This window comes from Reyranella sp., from assembly GCF_965279625.1.
Taxonomy (GTDB): Bacteria; Pseudomonadota; Alphaproteobacteria; order Reyranellales; family Reyranellaceae; genus Reyranella.
On the sequence record NZ_OZ257251.1, the window covers coordinates 2,269,351 to 2,284,865 of the forward strand.

Consider the following 15,515-nt stretch of genomic DNA (forward strand, 5'->3'; position numbering starts at 1 on the left):
TCGCGCGCGAATTTCGCCGCTTTCAAGGCAGCCGGCGGCCATGGCGCGTTCCATGAAATGCGGCCACGAGATAAATCCCGCGGCGGCCCTTTGGAATACCACGATGGGGACCTACCTTGAGGAAAGGCGGCTGCCGGGACGCCGTCAATAGAGTCCGCAACCCCTTCCCGACATGTTACGTTTTCCCAGCGGGGGAGCGACCAGAAGCGGAGGCTGTAATGGAAACACCGGTACGGATCAGCTATCAGGGCGGCACGCCGAGCGAAGCGTTGAACACGCTCATTTCCGAACACATCGACACGCTCGAGAAGCTTCATGGCCGCCTCACTTCCTGTCAGGTAATCGTGCAGGTTCCCGACCGCCATCACCGCAGCAGCAACCTCTTCAGCGTCAACATCCACATCGCGCTGCCGGGCCATATCGACGTCAACATCGATCACACGTCGCATGACGACGAGCGGCTTGCCGATCCGACCTTCGCGGTGAACGATGCGTTCCGGCGCGCCAAGCGCCAGATCAAGGAACGGGCGCGCAAGCAGCGCGGCGAAGTAAAGAATCTCCACGAGCGCATCGATCGCACGCTGGATCGTGCCGAAGGCTAGAGACCGCGTGGGAATCTAGCGCCGGCGCGGCACGCCTTTTTCGTCGAGTCTCTCGCGCACCAGGAAGACTCGATCGCCGCCCCAGAATATCTCGCCATCGAGGACGAAGCTCGGGACTCCGAAGATTCCCGACGCTTCTGCCTCGCTGCGCAGAGCGTCGTGGCGGGCACCGCCTTCGCCCTCGATGAACGCGGCGAAACCCTGAGGCGCCCCAGCCTGCGCGAGGACGGCACCGACCGCTTCCACGCTCTCGGGATCGAGATCGCGGCGCCAGAAACGCTCGAACGCCAGGTCGTTGTAGGCGCGGAACACGCCGTGCTGCCGGGCATAGAGCATGCCGGTATTGATCGGCCTTCCGTTGTAGATCTTCTTCGGGCCCATCAGGGTCAGGCCCTGCTTGTTGGCGAAACGCCTCGCGTCCATGTAGGCATAGCGCACGCGGCGCCAGTGATGCGGATCGCGCTGCTCGACCGAGCCCTGGAACGAGGCGATGTCGAGCGTGTAGGGCCGCCAGTCGAGGTCGATCTCGTAGTCGGCCTCCAGTTCGTAAGCCCACGCCTTGGCCACGAAGGCGTAGGGGCTGACATAGTCGCTCCAGAGGATGACCGTCGCGCGCTCCGTCACGGTGTGCGCGTCTCCCGCCGCCACAGCCACCAGAAGGCGCCGCCGACCGCGACGACCATCAACGTGCCGACCAGGAGCAGCATGGCGGAATCCTGGATCCACGCCACGACCGGCACCGACACAGCGAGGAAGAGGCCAACCAGGCAGATGCGCCAGACCCGCGCGTGAACACCCGCCACGAAGGTGCCGAGCGCCAGCAGGATCAACAGTGCAAGGCTGGTCGCGTTGTCGTTCACGACGCCGCGCACCTCGGGCAGGAACATCAGCCACATCGCCGCCAGGAAGGCGAGCCAGTGGAGCGCCTGCGTCACGATGAGCCGCAGGTGATCGGCCGTCTTGTCGACTTCCCGCCACCCCGACATCACGCAGGCGAGGCCATAGATCGGCGCCAGCACCATCCAGTAGGCGTAGGTCGTGGGCCCGCGAAACCCGGTCAGGATGACGCCGCCGACCGCCAGCGCCAGCATGGCCACATACGGGAGTTCCCGCAGCAGCCAGTGCCGGCTGGCGCCGTCGCCGGCGGTGCTCAACGCGGGTCCTTCGCCAGCCGCTTCTCGACCACGCGCGCCCACAGGGTCGAGCCCAGGGTGAGCGCCTCGTCGTTGAAGTCGTAGCTGGGATTGTGGACCTCGCAGCCGCCTTCGCCGCCGCCATTGCCAATGTTGATGAAGGCGCCCGGCACCTGTTCGAGCATGTAGGAGAAATCCTCGGAGGCCATCACGAACGGGCCTTCGCGGTTCATGTTCTCCGGACCCACGATCTCCGCCGCCACGTCGGCGATGAACTTCACCGCGTCCTTGTCGTTGACGAGCGGCGGGAAGGCGATGCGCACATCGGCCTTGGCGCTGCCGCCCAACGTCTGGGCGATACCGCTGGAGATGGTCTCGATCCGCTCCTTGATCAGCGCCATCGTCTCCTTCTTGAAGGCGCGAATCGTACCGCGCAGCACGGCTTCCTGGGGGATCACGTTGTAGGCGTCGCCCGAATGCATCTGCGTCACCGAGATCACCGCCGAATCGAGCGCCGCCACGTTGCGCGACACGACGCTCTGCAGCGCCGAGATGATCTGCGTCGCGATGATGACCGGATCGATGCCCGATTCCGGCCGCGCGCCGTGGGCGCCCTTGCCGGTGATGTGGATGTCGAACAGGCCACCGCCGGCCATCTGCGGGCCCGAGCGGATGGCGAACTTGCCGACGTCGAGCTTCGGCCTGTTGTGCATGCCGAAGATGATCTCGCAGGGGAACTTCTGGAACAGCCCGTCCTTGACCATCGCCTCGGCGCCGCCGCGGCCTTCCTCGGCCGGCTGGAAGATGAGATGCACCGTACCGTCGAAGTTGCGCGTCGACGCGAGATACTTGGCGGCGCCCAGCAGCATGGCCGTGTGGCCGTCATGGCCGCAAGCATGCATCCTGCCCTTGTGCTGGCTGCGGTGATCGAACGTGTTGAGTTCGTCCATCGGCAGCGCATCCATGTCGGCGCGCAGGCCGATGGCACGCGGATTGTTGCCGACACGGATGGTACCGACGACGCCGGTCTTGCCGATCCCCGTCGTGACCTCGCAGCCCCACTCCTTCAGCTTCTGGGCCACGATGGTGCTGGTGCGCTCCTCCTCGAAGCCCAGTTCCGGGTGCGCATGGATGTCGCGGCGGAGGGCGGTCAATTCGGCGGCAGCGGCGGCAATCAGCGGTTCGATTTTCATGGCGGTCAGGACTCCAGCAGGAAGGCGGTCATTACACGACGAAACTCCGCGCCGTGCACGTTCGGATATGCATGGCCTCCGTCCGGCAGCACATAGGCACGCGCGCCCGGAATCAGGCGCACCAGCTCCTCGGTGAAGTAGAGCGGCGTGACCGTGTCGTCGCGGGCGCAGACCGCGAGGGTGCGCGCTGTCACCTTCTGCAGCTGCTCGCGCCGATCGTACGCCACGATGGCCGCGATGCGCGACAGAACGATCTCGGGAACGGGAATCGTGTCGAGTCCCTTAGCCTCGGCGGCCACGAGATCGGCATCGTGATCACGCACCCAGGACGGTGAGTTCAGCGCCAATGCGCTCGACTTCAGGTAGGCGGCCGGCCCCAGCTCCCGCAGCATCAGCGCGCGCACCTCGAACAGGCGCCGGAAGAAGGCATCCGTCTTGGCCCAGGTGGCGCTCAGCACCAGCCGGTCGATCCGCCCCGGATGCTCGATCGCGAGGATCTGCCCCATCGCACCGCCGGTCGAATGCCCGCACCAATGAACTTTGTCGTAGCCCAGCCCCTCGATGAGCTGCAATGCATCGTCGGCCATCTGCTCGACGCTGTAGTCGATCCTCGACAGGCTGCTGCGCGCCGTGCCGCGATGATCGTGCACGACGACGGTGAATGTCTTCGCCAGCTCGGACACGTTGTCGCCCCACCAGCGGCCATCGCCCCCGAGGCCAGCGACGAGAAACAGCGTGGGGCCGCTCCCATGGACCTCGTAATAGAGTTCGGCGCCGTCGCGCAGCTTGAACAGGGCCATTCCGTCTCCTCGGCGATTTGCTATGTTCGCCCTTGGAGGTAAGCGCACCATGAAGCGCCTGTCGATTCTTGCATTGATCCTGATTGGCGGCTGCACTCCGAAGGAGCAGCCGTTGACCAACATGATTCCGCGGCCATCGCCCGACGAAGCGACGCCGACCGGGATCGCCTATCTCTGCGACGGCCGCAAGGAAGTGTCGGTAATCTACGCCAAGAATCGCGCCTCGGTGACGCTGGGCGACCGGACATGGCGCCTCGAATACCAGGGCAGCGCGCCGGGCTTCCGTTACGCCAGCACGAGCACCGAATGGGCCGGCCGCGACGATCTCGCCACGCTGCGGGAAACCGCCGGCAATCCCCTTGCCTTCAACTGTCGCCCGACCCGCCGCACGACGTGAGGCGCTCTATCTAAGCCAGAGCTTGATGGCGTAGCCGACCAGCGCCGTGACCCCGACGCCGGCGGCCCACAGGCCGACGAACCACAGCCACTGACGCGGCCCGGGCATCACCGACCGCCCATCAGTGATAGCCCTCGTGGCCGGTCTTGCCGCGGAACACCCAGTAGGAATAGCCGGTATAGGCCAGGATGATCGGCACCATGATCAACACGCCGGGCAGCATGAACGCCAGGCTGTCATGCGGTGCGGCGGCATCCCAGATCGAGACCGACGGCGGCACCACGTATGGATAGAGGCTGACACCGAGGCCCGCGAGGCCCAGCCCGAACAAAGCGAGCGCCATCAGGAACGGCGTGTAGTGGTGCCCGCGACGCAGGCTCCAGAACAGCACGAAAGTGACGATCGCCACCAGGACCGGCACCTGGGCCGTGAACAGAACCTGCGGCCAGGCGAACCAGCGCATCCAGTAGGCGTCGCGCAGGAAGGGCGTCGCGGCACTCACCGCCGCCATCGCCACGATCGTCGCAATCCCGAGGCGAAAGGCCAGCCGATGGCAACGCTCCTGTAGCGAGCCTTCGCTCTTCATCACCAGCCAGGTCGAGCCCAGCAACGCATAGCCGCAGACGAGGCTCACGCCGACGAGGAGGCTGAACGGGGTCAACCAGTCGAACCAGCCGCCGGCATAGGTGCGGTTCTGGACGGCAATGCCCTGGAGCAGGGCGCCCAGCGTGATGCCCTGCGCCAGCGCCGCCACGATCGAGCCGCCGGTGAACGCCACGTCCCAGAGCGGGCGATGACGCGGATCGCGCCAGCGGAACTCGAAGGCCACGCCGCGGAAGACCAGCGCCAGCAGCATCGCGATGATCGGCGCATAGAGCGCCGAGAGGATCATGCCGTAGGCCAGCGGGAAGGCCGCCAGCAGCCCACCGCCGCCCATCACCAGCCATGTCTCGTTGCCGTCCCACACCGGCGCCACCGAATTGATCGCGCTGTCGCGCTCGCGACCGACCGGCAGGAACGGGAAGAGGATGCCAACGCCGAGGTCGAACCCGTCCATGACGACGTAGGCCAGGATGGCGAAGGCGATGATGAAGGCGAAGAACATAGGAAGGTCGAACGGCATGATCAGGCCTCCTTGCCGGTCGCGAGCGATTCGGCCACCGCCGGGGCGGGCGTGATGCCCGCGGCCCGCACAGGCTGGTCGCGCCGCGGCCCCTCCTCGCCGAGATGCGGCGGATGGGACATGAGCTTCAGGATGTAGTAGGTGCCGGCACCGAAGGCGAAGAAGTAGACGACGACGAAGGCCAGCAGCGACGCACCGACGGCCGGCGCGTCCAGCGCGGACGCCGAATCGACCGTGCGCAGCAGGCCATACACCGTATAGGGCTGGCGACCGACTTCCGTCGTCACCCATCCGGCGATGACGGCGACGAACCCGGCCGGTCCCATTGCCAACGCGAACCGGTGCAACAGCGGCCAGTCGTAGAGGCGCTTGCGCACGCGCGCGAGCAGGCTGAAGGCCGCGAGGGTCAGCATCAGCATGCCCATGCCGACCATGATCCGGAACGCCCAGAACACGACGGGCACCGGCGGCCAGTCTTTGCGGTCGACCGTGTCGAGCCCCTTCAGCGGCGCGTCCCACGAATGCTTCAGGATCAGCGACGAGGCCTTGGGAATCTCGACGGCGAACAGGTTCTTGCCCGCGGCTTCGTCCGGCCAACCGAACAGGACCAGCGGCGCGCCGTGGGGATGGCTCTCGAAGTGGCCTTCCATGGCCATGACCTTGACCGGTTGGTGCTCCAGCGTGTTCAGCCCGTGCTGATCGCCGGCGAATATCTGCAGCGGTGCCACCACGGTGATCATGCCCATCGCCATCGAGAACATGACGCGCGCGCCGTCGTTCGCGCCCTTTTCGGCAGGTTTGGCGCGCAGCAGATGCCACGCGCCGACCGCGCCGACGACCAGCGCCGTCGTCAGATAGGCGCCGAAGACCGTGTGCACGAGGCGGTAGGGAAAGGACGGGTTGAAGACGATCGCCCACCAGTCGGCCGGCACGAACTGGCCACCCGCGTTGATCGCGTAGCCGGCCGGCGTCTGCATCCAGCTGTTGGCGCTCAGGATCCAGAAGGCCGAGAAGAAGGTGCCGACCGCAACGGCGAGGGTCGCCGCGAAATGCAGCCCCTTGCCCACACGATTCATGCCGAACAGCATGACGCCCAGGAACCCTGCCTCGAGGAAGAAGGCCGTCAACACCTCGTAGGCCATCAGCGGACCGACGATCGGCCCCGCTTTGTCGGAGAAGACCGACCAGTTGGTGCCGAACTGGTAGGACATCACGATGCCCGAGACGACGCCCATGCCGAAGGCGAGGGCGAAGATCTTCAGCCAGTACTTGAATAGGTCGAGATAGACCTGTCGTCCGGTCCACAGCCACAGCCCCTCGAGCACAGCGAGGTAGCTCGCCAGGCCGATCGAGAAGGACGGGAAGATGAAGTGGAACGAGACGGTGAAGGCGAATTGCAGTCTCGCGAGGAAGATGGCGTCCAGTCCCTCGAACATCACGTTCTCCCTAAACGATGCGCGACGCGTATGCGGGCGACTTCAGTGCGACGACCAGGACGTCCAACGCCGCCACAAGATCGGAGCGACTACGCGCCGCGCCCAGCGCGATGCGAATCGCATGCTCCGGCTCTCCATCGACGCTGAAACTGTCGCTCGTGACCACGGCAAGCCCCTGTCGCTGAAGGTGCGCTGCGAATTCGGCGCGGGTCCACGTCTTGGGCAATCTCAGCCAGACGTGAATCCCCTTCGGGTGAGCCGCGTAACTCTGGCCGGAAAGCGCCTTGATCGCCAGTCCTTGTCTTGCCGCAGCCTCGGCAGCGACGGCCGAAACGATGGCGTCGGCACTTCCGTCGGCGAACCAGCGCGAGACCAGCGCAACCATCAACGGCGCCGGCATCTGCGACACGGTGCGCAAGGCGTTGGCAACGCCAGACGCGGCCGCACGATCGGGCGTCAGCACATGGGCCACGCGCAAGCCCGGCGCCATGCACTTCGAAAGCGTCATGGCGAGATAGCTGCGCTCGGGAATGAGCGTCGAAATCGGAAGAGGGTTCGGCTCGAAACTTCCATAGGCGTCGTCCTCGATCAGCATCAGATCGTGACGACGAATGGCCGCCGCAAGCTCTTCGCGACGTTGTGACCCGATCGTCGCTGTCGTCGGATTGTGAATCGTCGGCAGGAGATAGACCGCCTTTGGCGCGTGTAGGCGACAGGCTTCTGCGAGCGCTTCGGGATTCATGCCCTCGCCATCCGAGGCCACACCCACGAGACGCACACCGAGCGCCGCGGCTGCCGACCTGAAGCCGGGATAGGTCATCCTGTCGGTCAGCACGACGTCGCCCGGCCGGGTCACCGCCAGGAGCAGCGCCACCAGCGCGCTCTGCGTGCCGGGCGAGATGACGAGCCGGTCGGCCTCGACCGTGGGCACGCGCCGCCGCAGCCAGTCGGCCGCAATGCCGCGGTCCACCAGGCTGCCGCCCGCCTGCTGGTAGCTCATGAGATCGGAGAAGCCGTGATCGCGCTGCAGGGCCGACAGCCCGCGCACAATACGACCTTCGAGATCGGCTTCGATGGGTGACGGCGGCAGGTTCATCGACAGGTCGACGTCGATACCCGCCGCGACCCGGGCAGCTGGCCGCGTGCGGCTTTCGGCGACAAAAGTGCCCTGCCCCACCCTTGCATCGGTCAGGCCCCGGCGGCGCGCCTCATTGTAGGCACGCGTCACAGTCGTCAGATCGACGTTCAAGCTTCTGGCCAGCGCCCGATGGGTCGGCAGGCGTTGGCCGCGATGAAGGCGGCCCGAGGCGATATCGCGCTGAAGCGCCTCAACGATGCCCTCGTAGACCAGCCCGCCAGCCTCGAGTGTAGGGCTCCAATCCATACAATCTTGCTCCTTGTCCTTGAATGTATGGCCACACGTATGGATATACAAGCTGACAATTTATGGAGGACATGATGGCTGGGAAGGGTGGTCTCTATCTTCTGCGGGGCATGCTGGGACGCTGCCCGGCCTGTGGCGAGGGCAAGCTGTTCCGCGCTTTCGTGAAAGTGGCCGATCGTTGCAATGCCTGCGGCGAGGACCTGCACCATCATCGCGCCGACGACTTCCCGGCCTATCTGACGATCTTCCTGGTGGGCCATCTCGTCGTGCCGATCGCGATGTATGTCGAGATCGCCTACCAGCCGTCCTACTGGCTCCATACCTTCCTATGGGCGCCCATGGTGATCATCCTGTCGATCGGCCTGCTTCAGCCGATCAAGGGCGTGATCGTCGCGCTGCAGTGGCACATGGGCATGCACGGCTTCGCCGAAGCGAAGCAGGCGCGTGCCGAGCCCTGCTAGCCGCCCTCTTAGCCGAAAGCCGCGAAGACCTCGGCAATCGCTGCCGTATCGAGCCCCGCGCGCAGGCAGGTTTCGAGCAACACCCGCGCCTTCAGCGGATTGAGGCGGCCGCCCCAGATGAGGCCCGCCTTGCGCAGCGCGATCTCCGAACTCGGGCCGCCATAGGTGTGATGCAGCAGCGGGCCGCCACCGGCCCGCGGCGTCACCACAGTCGGGATGATCTCGGCGAGCTGTCCCACGAGGGAGGCCACCCGCTCGGGCACATGACCGCCGCCCATCGCGGCCAGCACCACGCCGCGATAACCAAGCTGGTCGCGATGATCGACCATCGTTTCGAGAATGTAGCCGGGCTCGTCCAGTCCCATCCACAGCAGCGCCACAGGCTGCTCCCTGCCCTCGGCCGCCGCTCCCAACCGCTTGCGCGCCGCTTCGACCGGCGTGCGCACCGGCAGCGACAACGGCACGACCCTCTCCTCGACCAGTGCCGCCAGCGGGCCGGTCTGCGGCGACGCGAAGGCATTGAGCCGACTCGGGTGGATCTTCAGCACCTCGGACGCGGCATAAATCTCGTCCAGCATCACCACCACGACGCCCAGCTCCTTGGCGTGTGCCTTCACCCAGGAATCGCAGGCCACACGCACGGCAGCCAGCAGGTTGCCCGGACCATCCGGCGAAGTGAGCGCGGGATTGCGCATCGCCGCCGTCACGATAACCGGAATGTCGCGCGCGACCAGCAGGTCGAGCAGGAAGCTCGTCTCTTCCAGAGTGTCCGTCCCCTGGGTGACGACCACGCCGTCGACGTCGAGGCTCATAATCTTCTTCGCGAGCGCGTGGATCTGATCGAAGGACAGCGAATGGCTGCCGACCCGCGACACCGTCTCGGCGCGAATGTCGGCGAGCTTGGCCAGCAGCGGCACGGCGGCGACGAGATCGTCGGCACCCAGCCCCATCTGCATCGCACCCGAGGCATCCGGTGCCGTCGCAATGGTGCCGCCGAGGGCCAGGATCTGGATACGCGGAAGAGTCATGACAAAAGCCTCAGGGAACGAAAGAAACGCTCGGCCTCCGGCGCGCGCATCGCATCGGCCGGCGCGAGGTAGCCAAGAGAGACGTAGCGGCGCCCCTTCAGCAGCACGAGCTGCCGCAGCGCAGTGCCGCCGGCGAGCGGACCGACCGATTCGACGGCCGGCGCGCCCTGCACCGTCTTCCAGTCGACGCTGGTCCATTTGCCGCCGGCCAGGCGCTGCGCGCGATCGTCGAGGGTGGATTGCAGGTTGAGCTTCGGCTGCCGCACGTCGACGTCGGCGGGATAGAGCGCGCTCTGCGCCACGAATGAGAGCCGGCGATATTCGAGACTGTAGGAGTGATAGACGAAGGGCGTGCCGCCCGGCGAGACCGTATCGAGCACCTTGTAAACGGGTGCACCCGGCATCTCGACGAAGAACGACTTGTCCGCGCCCTCGACCGGAAACCACGAGACCGATTGCGCCGCCGCGTCGGCCGCCAGCAGGGCCACCGGCAGCACAAGCAAAGACCGTCTGTAGTGTGTCATTCGGCAGCCTGGGCCGGGCCGAATTTCTCGCGGGCTTCCGCCGCGGTGTAGTAGCCGCGCACCACGTCGCGGGCGACCGCCTCGGCGCTGCGCCTGACAGGATCGCCGAAGCCACCGCCGCCCGGCGTCGACACGCGCACCACGTCGCCGACACCGATCTCGATGTCCTGGTCCTTGGAAATGTGCGGCGGATGGTAGGCCTTGCCGCCCTGGTCGACCTGCACCGTGTTGGTGCCGCCGGCACTGCCGCCCAGCACGCCCTGCGGGCCGGTACGGCCATGATCCATCACCATCGAGACGCGGGCCTCGCCGCGACGGAGCTTGATGGCGTAATTGATCCCGAAGCCGCCGCGGAACTCGCCGGCGCCGCCCGAGCCTTCGCGCAGGGAGAACTCCTCGAACAGCACGGGGTAGAACTGCTCCAGCACCTCGACCGGCGGCATCTTGGAAATGCCGATCGTCGAGCAGCCGTTGCTCAGACCGTCACCGCCCTGGAAGCCGCCATAGCCGCCGCCGGTGAAGAGATACATGATGTAGTTGCGCTTGCGCTCGGGATCGTAGCCGCCGATGCCCAGGTTGCCGGAGGTTCCGGCGGGCGCGGCGAACAACAGGTCGGGAATGGCCTTGGTGAGGGCCGCGAACACCGCCTCGGCGATGCGCTGGCTCACCTCGGCCGCGCAACCAGACACCGGCCGGGGATACTTCGCATACAGGAACGTGCCTTCGGGCTCGACGATGCGCAGCGGCTCGAAAGTGCCGGCGTTGATCGGCACGTCGGGAAAGACGTGCTTCACCGCGAGATAGATCGCCGACTTGGTCGTGGCGATCACGCTGTTCATCGGGCCGCGGCAGGGCGGGCTCGATCCGGTCATGTCGAAGGTGAGCTCGTCGCCCTTCTTCGTGATCTTCATCCTGATCGTGAGCGGCTCGTCGACGACGCCGTCGCTGTCGACCTGCGAGGTGCCTTCATAGACGCCGTCGGGAATGTCGGCGATCTTGGCGCGCATCTGCCGTTCGGCACGATGGCGCATCTCCGCGATCGCCGCCCGCACCACGTCGGCGCCGTAGCGGTCGATCAGCTCGGTGAGCCGCACCTCGCCCGTGGTGAGCGCGGCGGCTTGCGCCTTGATGTCACCGATGCGCTGATCGGCGATGCGGATGTTGGACATGATGATGGACAGGATCTCCTGGTCCATCTCGCCCTTCTTGAAGAATTTCACGGGCGGCAGCCGCAGGCCCTCCTGCTCGACCTCGGTCGCGCTGGCGGAGAAGCCACCTGGCACCATGCCGCCGACATCCGGCCAGTGGCCGGTGTTGGCCAGCCAGGCGAACAGCTCGCCCTTGTAGAAGAACGGTTTCACGAAGCGGACGTCCATCAGATGCGTGCCGCCGAGATAGGGATCGTTGACGATGAACACGTCGCCCGGATCGACCTTGCCGGCATAATGCGTCTTCACCCTCTCGATCACGGCGCGGGTGGAAAACTGCATGGTACCGACGAATACCGGCAGGCCGAGCTCGCCCTGGGCGATCAGCGAGCCGTCGACGGTGTCGTAGATGCCGTCAGAGCGGTCCATGCCCTCGGAGATCACCGGGGAGAAGGCCGCACGCACGAAAGCCAGGTCCATCTCGTTGCAGACCTGGACCAGGCCGTTCTGGATGACTGTCAATGTGACGGGATCGAGGTTCGACATGTCCGAATCACTAGCACAGGCCATGCCTCCCTGCGCTATGATGCCGTTCAAATCCCCCACTTTTCGAAGCGGAATCCCCATGAACGCGCCCCTCGATGCGGACAATCTCGATTTGATGAAATTCGGCGTCGGCCAGCCGGTGCCGCGCCAGGAGGACCCCACCCTGCTGAAGGGCCAGGGCCGCTACACCGACGACATCAACCTCCCCGGCCAGGCCTATGCGGTGATGGTCCGCAGCCAGGTGGCACACGGACTCCTGAAAGGCATCGACGCAGAGGAAGCGCGTGGCATGCCGGGCGTCCTGGGGATCTGGACCGGAGCCGATCTCAACGCCGCGGGCTACGGCGCGCTGAAGACCGTGATGATGGTGCCCAACCGCGACGGCTCGCAGATGAAGACGCCGACCCGCTATTCGCTCGCCACCGACAAGGTGCGCTTCGTCGGCGATCCGGTGGCCTTCGTCGTCGCCGAGACCGCGGCTCAGGCCCGGGATGCAGCCGAAGCCGTCGTGCTCGACATCGAAGCGCTGCCCGCCGTCACCGAGGCGCGCGCGGCTGCCCAGCCGGGCGCGCCGACCGTGTTCGACGACGTGCCGGACAATGTCTGCGCCGACTTCCAGTATGGCGACAGTGCCGTGGTTGCCGACGCCTTTGCCAAGGCCGCGCACGTGACGAAGCTCCACATCGTCAGCAACCGCATCGTCGTCTGCGCGATGGAGCCGCGCACGGCGATCGGCCACTACGACAAGGAGACCGACCGCTCGACGCTCTATGCCGGCTGCCAGGGCGTTTTCGGCCTGAAGAACCAGATGGCCGCCCTGCTAGGCATCAAGCCGGCGCAGATGCGCGTCGTCACCGGCAATGTCGGCGGCTCCTTCGGCATGAAGGGCTCGCCCTACCCCGAATATGCCGGCCTCTTCCACGCCTCGAAGATCCTGGGCCGTCCGGTGAAGTGGACCGACGACCGCTCGGGCAGCTTCCTCAGCGACCAGCACGGGCGCGACCATGATTTCGATGCCGAGCTGGCCCTCGACAAGGACGGCACCTTCCTGGCCGTGCGTCTCAAGGGCTACGCCAATCTCGGTGCCTACCTCTCGAATGTCGGTGCGGCCATGGGCGCGCTGGGCGTCTCTCGCAATCTCGCCGCGGTCTACCGTACGCCGCTGATCGAGGTGCAGACCAAGGTGGCCTTCACCCACACCTCGCCGATCGGCGCCTATCGCGGCGCCGGCCGGCCCGAGGCCAACTATTTCATGGAACGCCTGATCGCCACCGCCGCCCGCGAGATGGGTCTCGACCAGATGGAGATGCGCCGGCGCAATCACATCAGGCCCGATGAAATGCCCTACAAGACCGCGTCGGGCACGACCTACGACAGCGGCGAGTTCACCGTGCTGCTCGACAAGGCGCTGGAGCTGGCGGACGTGTCGGGCTTTGCCGCCCGCAAGCAGGAGAGCGCCAGCCGCGGCAAGCTGCGCGGGCTCGGCATCGGCGACTATCTCGAAGTGACGGCGCCGCCCACGAACGAGATGGGCGGCCTCCGCTTCGAGGAGAATGGCGACGTCACGATCATCACCGGCACGCTGGACTATGGTCAGGGCCACTGGTCGGCCTTCGCGCAGGTGCTCACGACCAAGCTCGGCATCCCGTTCCACCGGATCAAGCTGAAGCAGGGCGACAGCGACCTGCTGATCGCCGGCGGCGGCACCGGTGGCTCCAAATCGATCATGGCGTCGGGCGCGGCGATCGTCGAAGCGTCTGACAAGGTGATCGAGAAGGGCAAGGAGATCGCGGGCGTCGCACTCGAAGCCTCCGCCGCCGACATCGAATTCAAGCTCGGCCGCTTCGAGATCGTCGGCACCGACCGCGGCATCGGCATCCTGGAACTGGCCAGCAAACTGCGCAGCGGCATGAAGCTGCCCGAGGGCGTGCCCACTACGCTCGACGTCAGCCACGTCCACGAGGCGGCTCCGTCGGCCTATCCCAACGGCACCCATGTCGCGGAGGTCGAGATCGACCCCGATACCGGCCATGTTGAGGTCGTGAAGTATACGATGGTCGGCGACTTCGGCACGGTGATCAATCCCCTGCTGGTCGAGGGCCAGAGCCATGGCGGCGTGGTCCAGGGCATCAGCCAGGCGATCTTCGAGCATGTCGTCTACAGCGAGGAAGGCCAGCCGCTCACCGGCAGCTTCACCGACTATGCGATCCCGCGGGCGGGCGACGCCCCGTCCTTCAAGATCGACTACCATTCGGTGCCGGCGAAGACGAATGTGCTGGGCGCCAAGGGCTGCGGCGAGGCCGGCTGCGCGGGCTCCCTGCCCTCGGTGATGAACGCCATTTCCGACGCGCTGGGCGGCAAGCACATCAACATGCCGGCGACGCCGGAGCGGGTGTGGGCGGCGCTCAACGGCTGACGGGCACCGCGAGGAACGATTGCCTCCCGTTGGAGAGACGCCGCTGATCGGCTATGAGCAGGCCCGATGAAGCACAAGCGTCTCTGGTTCTCGGGCATCTTCGCGGTCCTGCTCGTGGCGGTCACGGTGGCCGGCCTCGAACTGCTGAGCTCATTCGTCGTGCCGCCCTGGCCGGCGCGTGAGTTGCGGCCGATCGAGGTTTCCAACGCGTCCGTCGCGAGCACGCTCACCGGCACACAGCCGGTTCCGACCTACAACAGCTGGGGCATGCGCGATCGCGAGCATCCGCTGCAGAAGCCGGCCGGAACCTTCCGGACGGTCCTCGTCGGTGACAGCTTCCTCGAAGGCGCCTTCGTCGAAAAATCGGTCGGCATGAGGCTGGAGCAGCTCTGGCAATCGCAAGGCCACCGCGACTGGGAGGTGACCAGCCTCGGCATCTCCGCGACCGGGCCGCCTCAATACTACTACCGCATCCGCAACATCGCCCTGTCGCTGCAGCCGGACGCGCTGGTCGTCATGTTCTTCTCGGGCAACGACTTCGTGTCAGATGCGCTTTCGCCGTGGCGCATCCCGCCGCCCATCGCCGAGCGGCCGCAACCTTCATGGCTCGGCGCCGTCGCTCCCCGTCTCACCTGGTTGCTCGTGAACCGGCTTGGCCTGTCGGAGTTCGGTCGCGGCAACAAGGCGCCGCCGGACGAGGCGCAGAAGATCATCAAGCTGCCGCGTGCCGAACGCCTCGATGCGATGGTCCGGCTGGTCAAGACCTACTACTACCCCGACAAGGACGAGAAGGTGATCCGCGAGATCCTGTCGCGCGGCGGCGACAAGTTCTGGGACCGGCTCGAACCGCGCGACCGCGACGAGGAGTATATCCAGGCCTGGTGGCTCGCCAGCATGGTCGACTGGGAGACCGCCAACTGGACGGTGCCGTTGACCCCGGCGGAGCTCGAACAATCCTTGGACAAAAAGGCGATCGCCGCGACCATGACCTGGCTACTGGGTGCCCGCGACCTGGCGCGCGAACGCGGGATCGAGTTCGCGATCGCTCTGGCCCCCGTAGGCGTGGTCGATCCAAGCTATGCCGAATTCTGGAGCCCCTGGCCGCAATACATGAGCTTCCCCAGGCAGCGCGAGCTCATGCATCGCAAGTTGCGTGCGGAGCTGGAAGCGCAGGGCATAACGGTCGTCGACCTGGAAGACGATTTCAAGGGTGTGGCGAACACCTACCGGGTCTCGGACGGCCATTGGACCGAGCTCGGCACCGAAATCGCGGCCAAGCGCCTGGCCGCCGCGCTCGCGAAGATGCGGGAGGCTCGCTAGAGCC

15 protein-coding genes are annotated in these 15,515 nt (G+C 66.1%); 5 read left to right on the forward strand and 10 right to left on the reverse strand.

Features of this window, described 5'->3' with window-relative positions:
• The first annotated feature begins 218 nt into the window (after window positions 1-218).
• On the forward strand, window positions 219-602 hold the full coding sequence (locus tag ACQY78_RS11085) for an HPF/RaiA family ribosome-associated protein (protein WP_425067575.1): 384 nt from the start codon (window positions 219-221) through the stop codon (window positions 600-602).
• Window positions 603-617: 15 nt separating this feature from the next.
• On the opposite strand, the gene ACQY78_RS11090 is transcribed toward ACQY78_RS11085, so the two are convergent.
• Genes ACQY78_RS11090 through ACQY78_RS11105 form a run of 4 tightly spaced genes read right to left on the reverse strand, consistent with a single transcriptional unit; the run spans window position 618 to window position 3,728 of the window.
• On the reverse strand, window positions 618-1,226 hold the full coding sequence (locus tag ACQY78_RS11090) for a DsbA family protein (RefSeq protein ID WP_428685554.1): 609 nt from the start codon (window positions 1,224-1,226) through the stop codon (window positions 618-620).
• The gene (locus tag ACQY78_RS11095) at window positions 1,223-1,756 is read right to left on the reverse strand and encodes a hypothetical protein (protein WP_428685556.1); all 534 of its coding nucleotides are present in this window, start codon (window positions 1,754-1,756) and stop codon (window positions 1,223-1,225) included. Before ACQY78_RS11095 ends, ACQY78_RS11090 begins: the two co-directional genes overlap by 4 nt.
• Window positions 1,753-2,928, reverse strand: a complete 1,176-nt coding sequence (locus tag ACQY78_RS11100; protein WP_428685558.1) for a M20 aminoacylase family protein — start codon at window positions 2,926-2,928, stop codon at window positions 1,753-1,755. Before ACQY78_RS11100 ends, ACQY78_RS11095 begins: the two co-directional genes overlap by 4 nt.
• Before the next feature lie 5 nt (window positions 2,929-2,933).
• Window positions 2,934-3,728 carry an alpha/beta fold hydrolase gene (locus ACQY78_RS11105; RefSeq protein ID WP_428685560.1) on the reverse strand — a complete coding sequence of 265 codons (795 nt, stop codon included), beginning with the start codon at window positions 3,726-3,728 and terminating at the stop codon, window positions 2,934-2,936.
• A gap of 49 nt (window positions 3,729-3,777) precedes the next feature.
• Here ACQY78_RS11105 and ACQY78_RS11110 point away from each other — a divergent pair, with 49 nt between their 5' ends.
• Window positions 3,778-4,125 carry an MliC family protein gene (locus ACQY78_RS11110; RefSeq protein ID WP_428685562.1) on the forward strand — a complete coding sequence of 116 codons (348 nt, stop codon included), beginning with the start codon at window positions 3,778-3,780 and terminating at the stop codon, window positions 4,123-4,125.
• A gap of 121 nt (window positions 4,126-4,246) precedes the next feature.
• Here the strand turns inward: ACQY78_RS11110 and cydB are convergent, their stop codons facing one another.
• Genes cydB through ACQY78_RS11125 form a run of 3 tightly spaced genes read right to left on the reverse strand, consistent with a single transcriptional unit; the run spans window position 4,247 to window position 8,068 of the window.
• Window positions 4,247-5,254 (reverse strand): cytochrome d ubiquinol oxidase subunit II, encoded by a 1,008-nt coding sequence (cydB, locus tag ACQY78_RS11115; protein ID WP_425069926.1) that lies wholly within the window; start codon window positions 5,252-5,254, stop codon window positions 4,247-4,249.
• Complete coding sequence (locus ACQY78_RS11120; protein WP_428685564.1) at window positions 5,251-6,684, reverse strand: cytochrome ubiquinol oxidase subunit I; 1,434 nt, start codon at window positions 6,682-6,684, stop codon at window positions 5,251-5,253. The genes cydB and ACQY78_RS11120 overlap by 4 nt, the downstream gene beginning before the upstream one ends.
• Window positions 6,685-6,694: 10 nt before the next feature.
• Entirely contained in the window at window positions 6,695-8,068 is a 1,374-nt protein-coding gene (locus ACQY78_RS11125; RefSeq protein WP_428685566.1) for a PLP-dependent aminotransferase family protein, read from the reverse strand.
• A gap of 74 nt (window positions 8,069-8,142) precedes the next feature.
• On the opposite strand from ACQY78_RS11125, the gene ACQY78_RS11130 reads away from it, so the two are divergent.
• Complete coding sequence (locus ACQY78_RS11130; RefSeq protein WP_428685568.1) at window positions 8,143-8,529, forward strand: DUF983 domain-containing protein; 387 nt, start codon at window positions 8,143-8,145, stop codon at window positions 8,527-8,529.
• An 8-nt stretch (window positions 8,530-8,537) separates the two neighbouring features.
• Here ACQY78_RS11130 and ACQY78_RS11135 read toward each other — a convergent pair whose 3' ends face one another.
• The 3 genes from ACQY78_RS11135 to ACQY78_RS11145 are packed head-to-tail and all read right to left on the reverse strand — an operon-like array spanning window position 8,538 to window position 11,775.
• The gene (locus ACQY78_RS11135) at window positions 8,538-9,557 is read right to left on the reverse strand and encodes an asparaginase (RefSeq protein WP_428685570.1); all 1,020 of its coding nucleotides are present in this window, start codon (window positions 9,555-9,557) and stop codon (window positions 8,538-8,540) included.
• Window positions 9,554-10,081 (reverse strand): hypothetical protein, encoded by a 528-nt coding sequence (locus ACQY78_RS11140; RefSeq protein ID WP_428685571.1) that lies wholly within the window; start codon window positions 10,079-10,081, stop codon window positions 9,554-9,556. The genes ACQY78_RS11135 and ACQY78_RS11140 overlap by 4 nt, the downstream gene beginning before the upstream one ends.
• The gene (locus ACQY78_RS11145) at window positions 10,078-11,775 is read right to left on the reverse strand and encodes a hydantoinase B/oxoprolinase family protein (protein ID WP_428685573.1); all 1,698 of its coding nucleotides are present in this window, start codon (window positions 11,773-11,775) and stop codon (window positions 10,078-10,080) included. Before ACQY78_RS11145 ends, ACQY78_RS11140 begins: the two co-directional genes overlap by 4 nt.
• Before the next feature lie 79 nt (window positions 11,776-11,854).
• Between ACQY78_RS11145 and ACQY78_RS11150 the strand changes: the two genes are divergently transcribed.
• Window positions 11,855-14,191: a xanthine dehydrogenase family protein molybdopterin-binding subunit gene (locus ACQY78_RS11150; RefSeq protein WP_428685575.1), complete on the forward strand. Its 2,337-nt coding sequence runs from the start codon at window positions 11,855-11,857 to the stop codon at window positions 14,189-14,191.
• A gap of 66 nt (window positions 14,192-14,257) precedes the next feature.
• A complete protein-coding gene (locus ACQY78_RS11155) occupies window positions 14,258-15,511 on the forward strand; it encodes an alginate O-acetyltransferase AlgX-related protein (protein WP_428685577.1) in 1,254 nt (417 codons plus the stop codon).
• Window positions 15,512-15,515 lie beyond the last annotated feature (4 nt).

Excerpts from the sequence above, each read along its gene's own strand:
- ACQY78_RS11150 (WP_428685575.1), top strand. The coding sequence starts at position 11,855 with ATGAACGCGCCCCTCGATGCGGACAATCTCGATTTGATGAAATTCGGC.
- ACQY78_RS11130 (WP_428685568.1), top strand. The coding sequence starts at position 8,143 with ATGGCTGGGAAGGGTGGTCTCTATCTTCTGCGGGGCATGCTGGGACGC.
- ACQY78_RS11135 (WP_428685570.1), bottom strand. The coding sequence starts at position 9,557 with ATGACTCTTCCGCGTATCCAGATCCTGGCCCTCGGCGGCACCATTGCG.
- ACQY78_RS11155 (WP_428685577.1), top strand. The coding sequence starts at position 14,258 with ATGAAGCACAAGCGTCTCTGGTTCTCGGGCATCTTCGCGGTCCTGCTC.
- ACQY78_RS11110 (WP_428685562.1), top strand. The coding sequence starts at position 3,778 with ATGAAGCGCCTGTCGATTCTTGCATTGATCCTGATTGGCGGCTGCACT.
- ACQY78_RS11125 (WP_428685566.1), bottom strand. The coding sequence starts at position 8,068 with ATGGATTGGAGCCCTACACTCGAGGCTGGCGGGCTGGTCTACGAGGGC.
- ACQY78_RS11145 (WP_428685573.1), bottom strand. The coding sequence starts at position 11,775 with ATGTCGAACCTCGATCCCGTCACATTGACAGTCATCCAGAACGGCCTG.
- ACQY78_RS11105 (WP_428685560.1), bottom strand. The coding sequence starts at position 3,728 with ATGGCCCTGTTCAAGCTGCGCGACGGCGCCGAACTCTATTACGAGGTC.
- ACQY78_RS11140 (WP_428685571.1), bottom strand. The coding sequence starts at position 10,081 with ATGACACACTACAGACGGTCTTTGCTTGTGCTGCCGGTGGCCCTGCTG.
- ACQY78_RS11120 (WP_428685564.1), bottom strand. The coding sequence starts at position 6,684 with ATGTTCGAGGGACTGGACGCCATCTTCCTCGCGAGACTGCAATTCGCC.
- ACQY78_RS11085 (WP_425067575.1), top strand. The coding sequence starts at position 219 with ATGGAAACACCGGTACGGATCAGCTATCAGGGCGGCACGCCGAGCGAA.
- ACQY78_RS11100 (WP_428685558.1), bottom strand. The coding sequence starts at position 2,928 with ATGAAAATCGAACCGCTGATTGCCGCCGCTGCCGCCGAATTGACCGCC.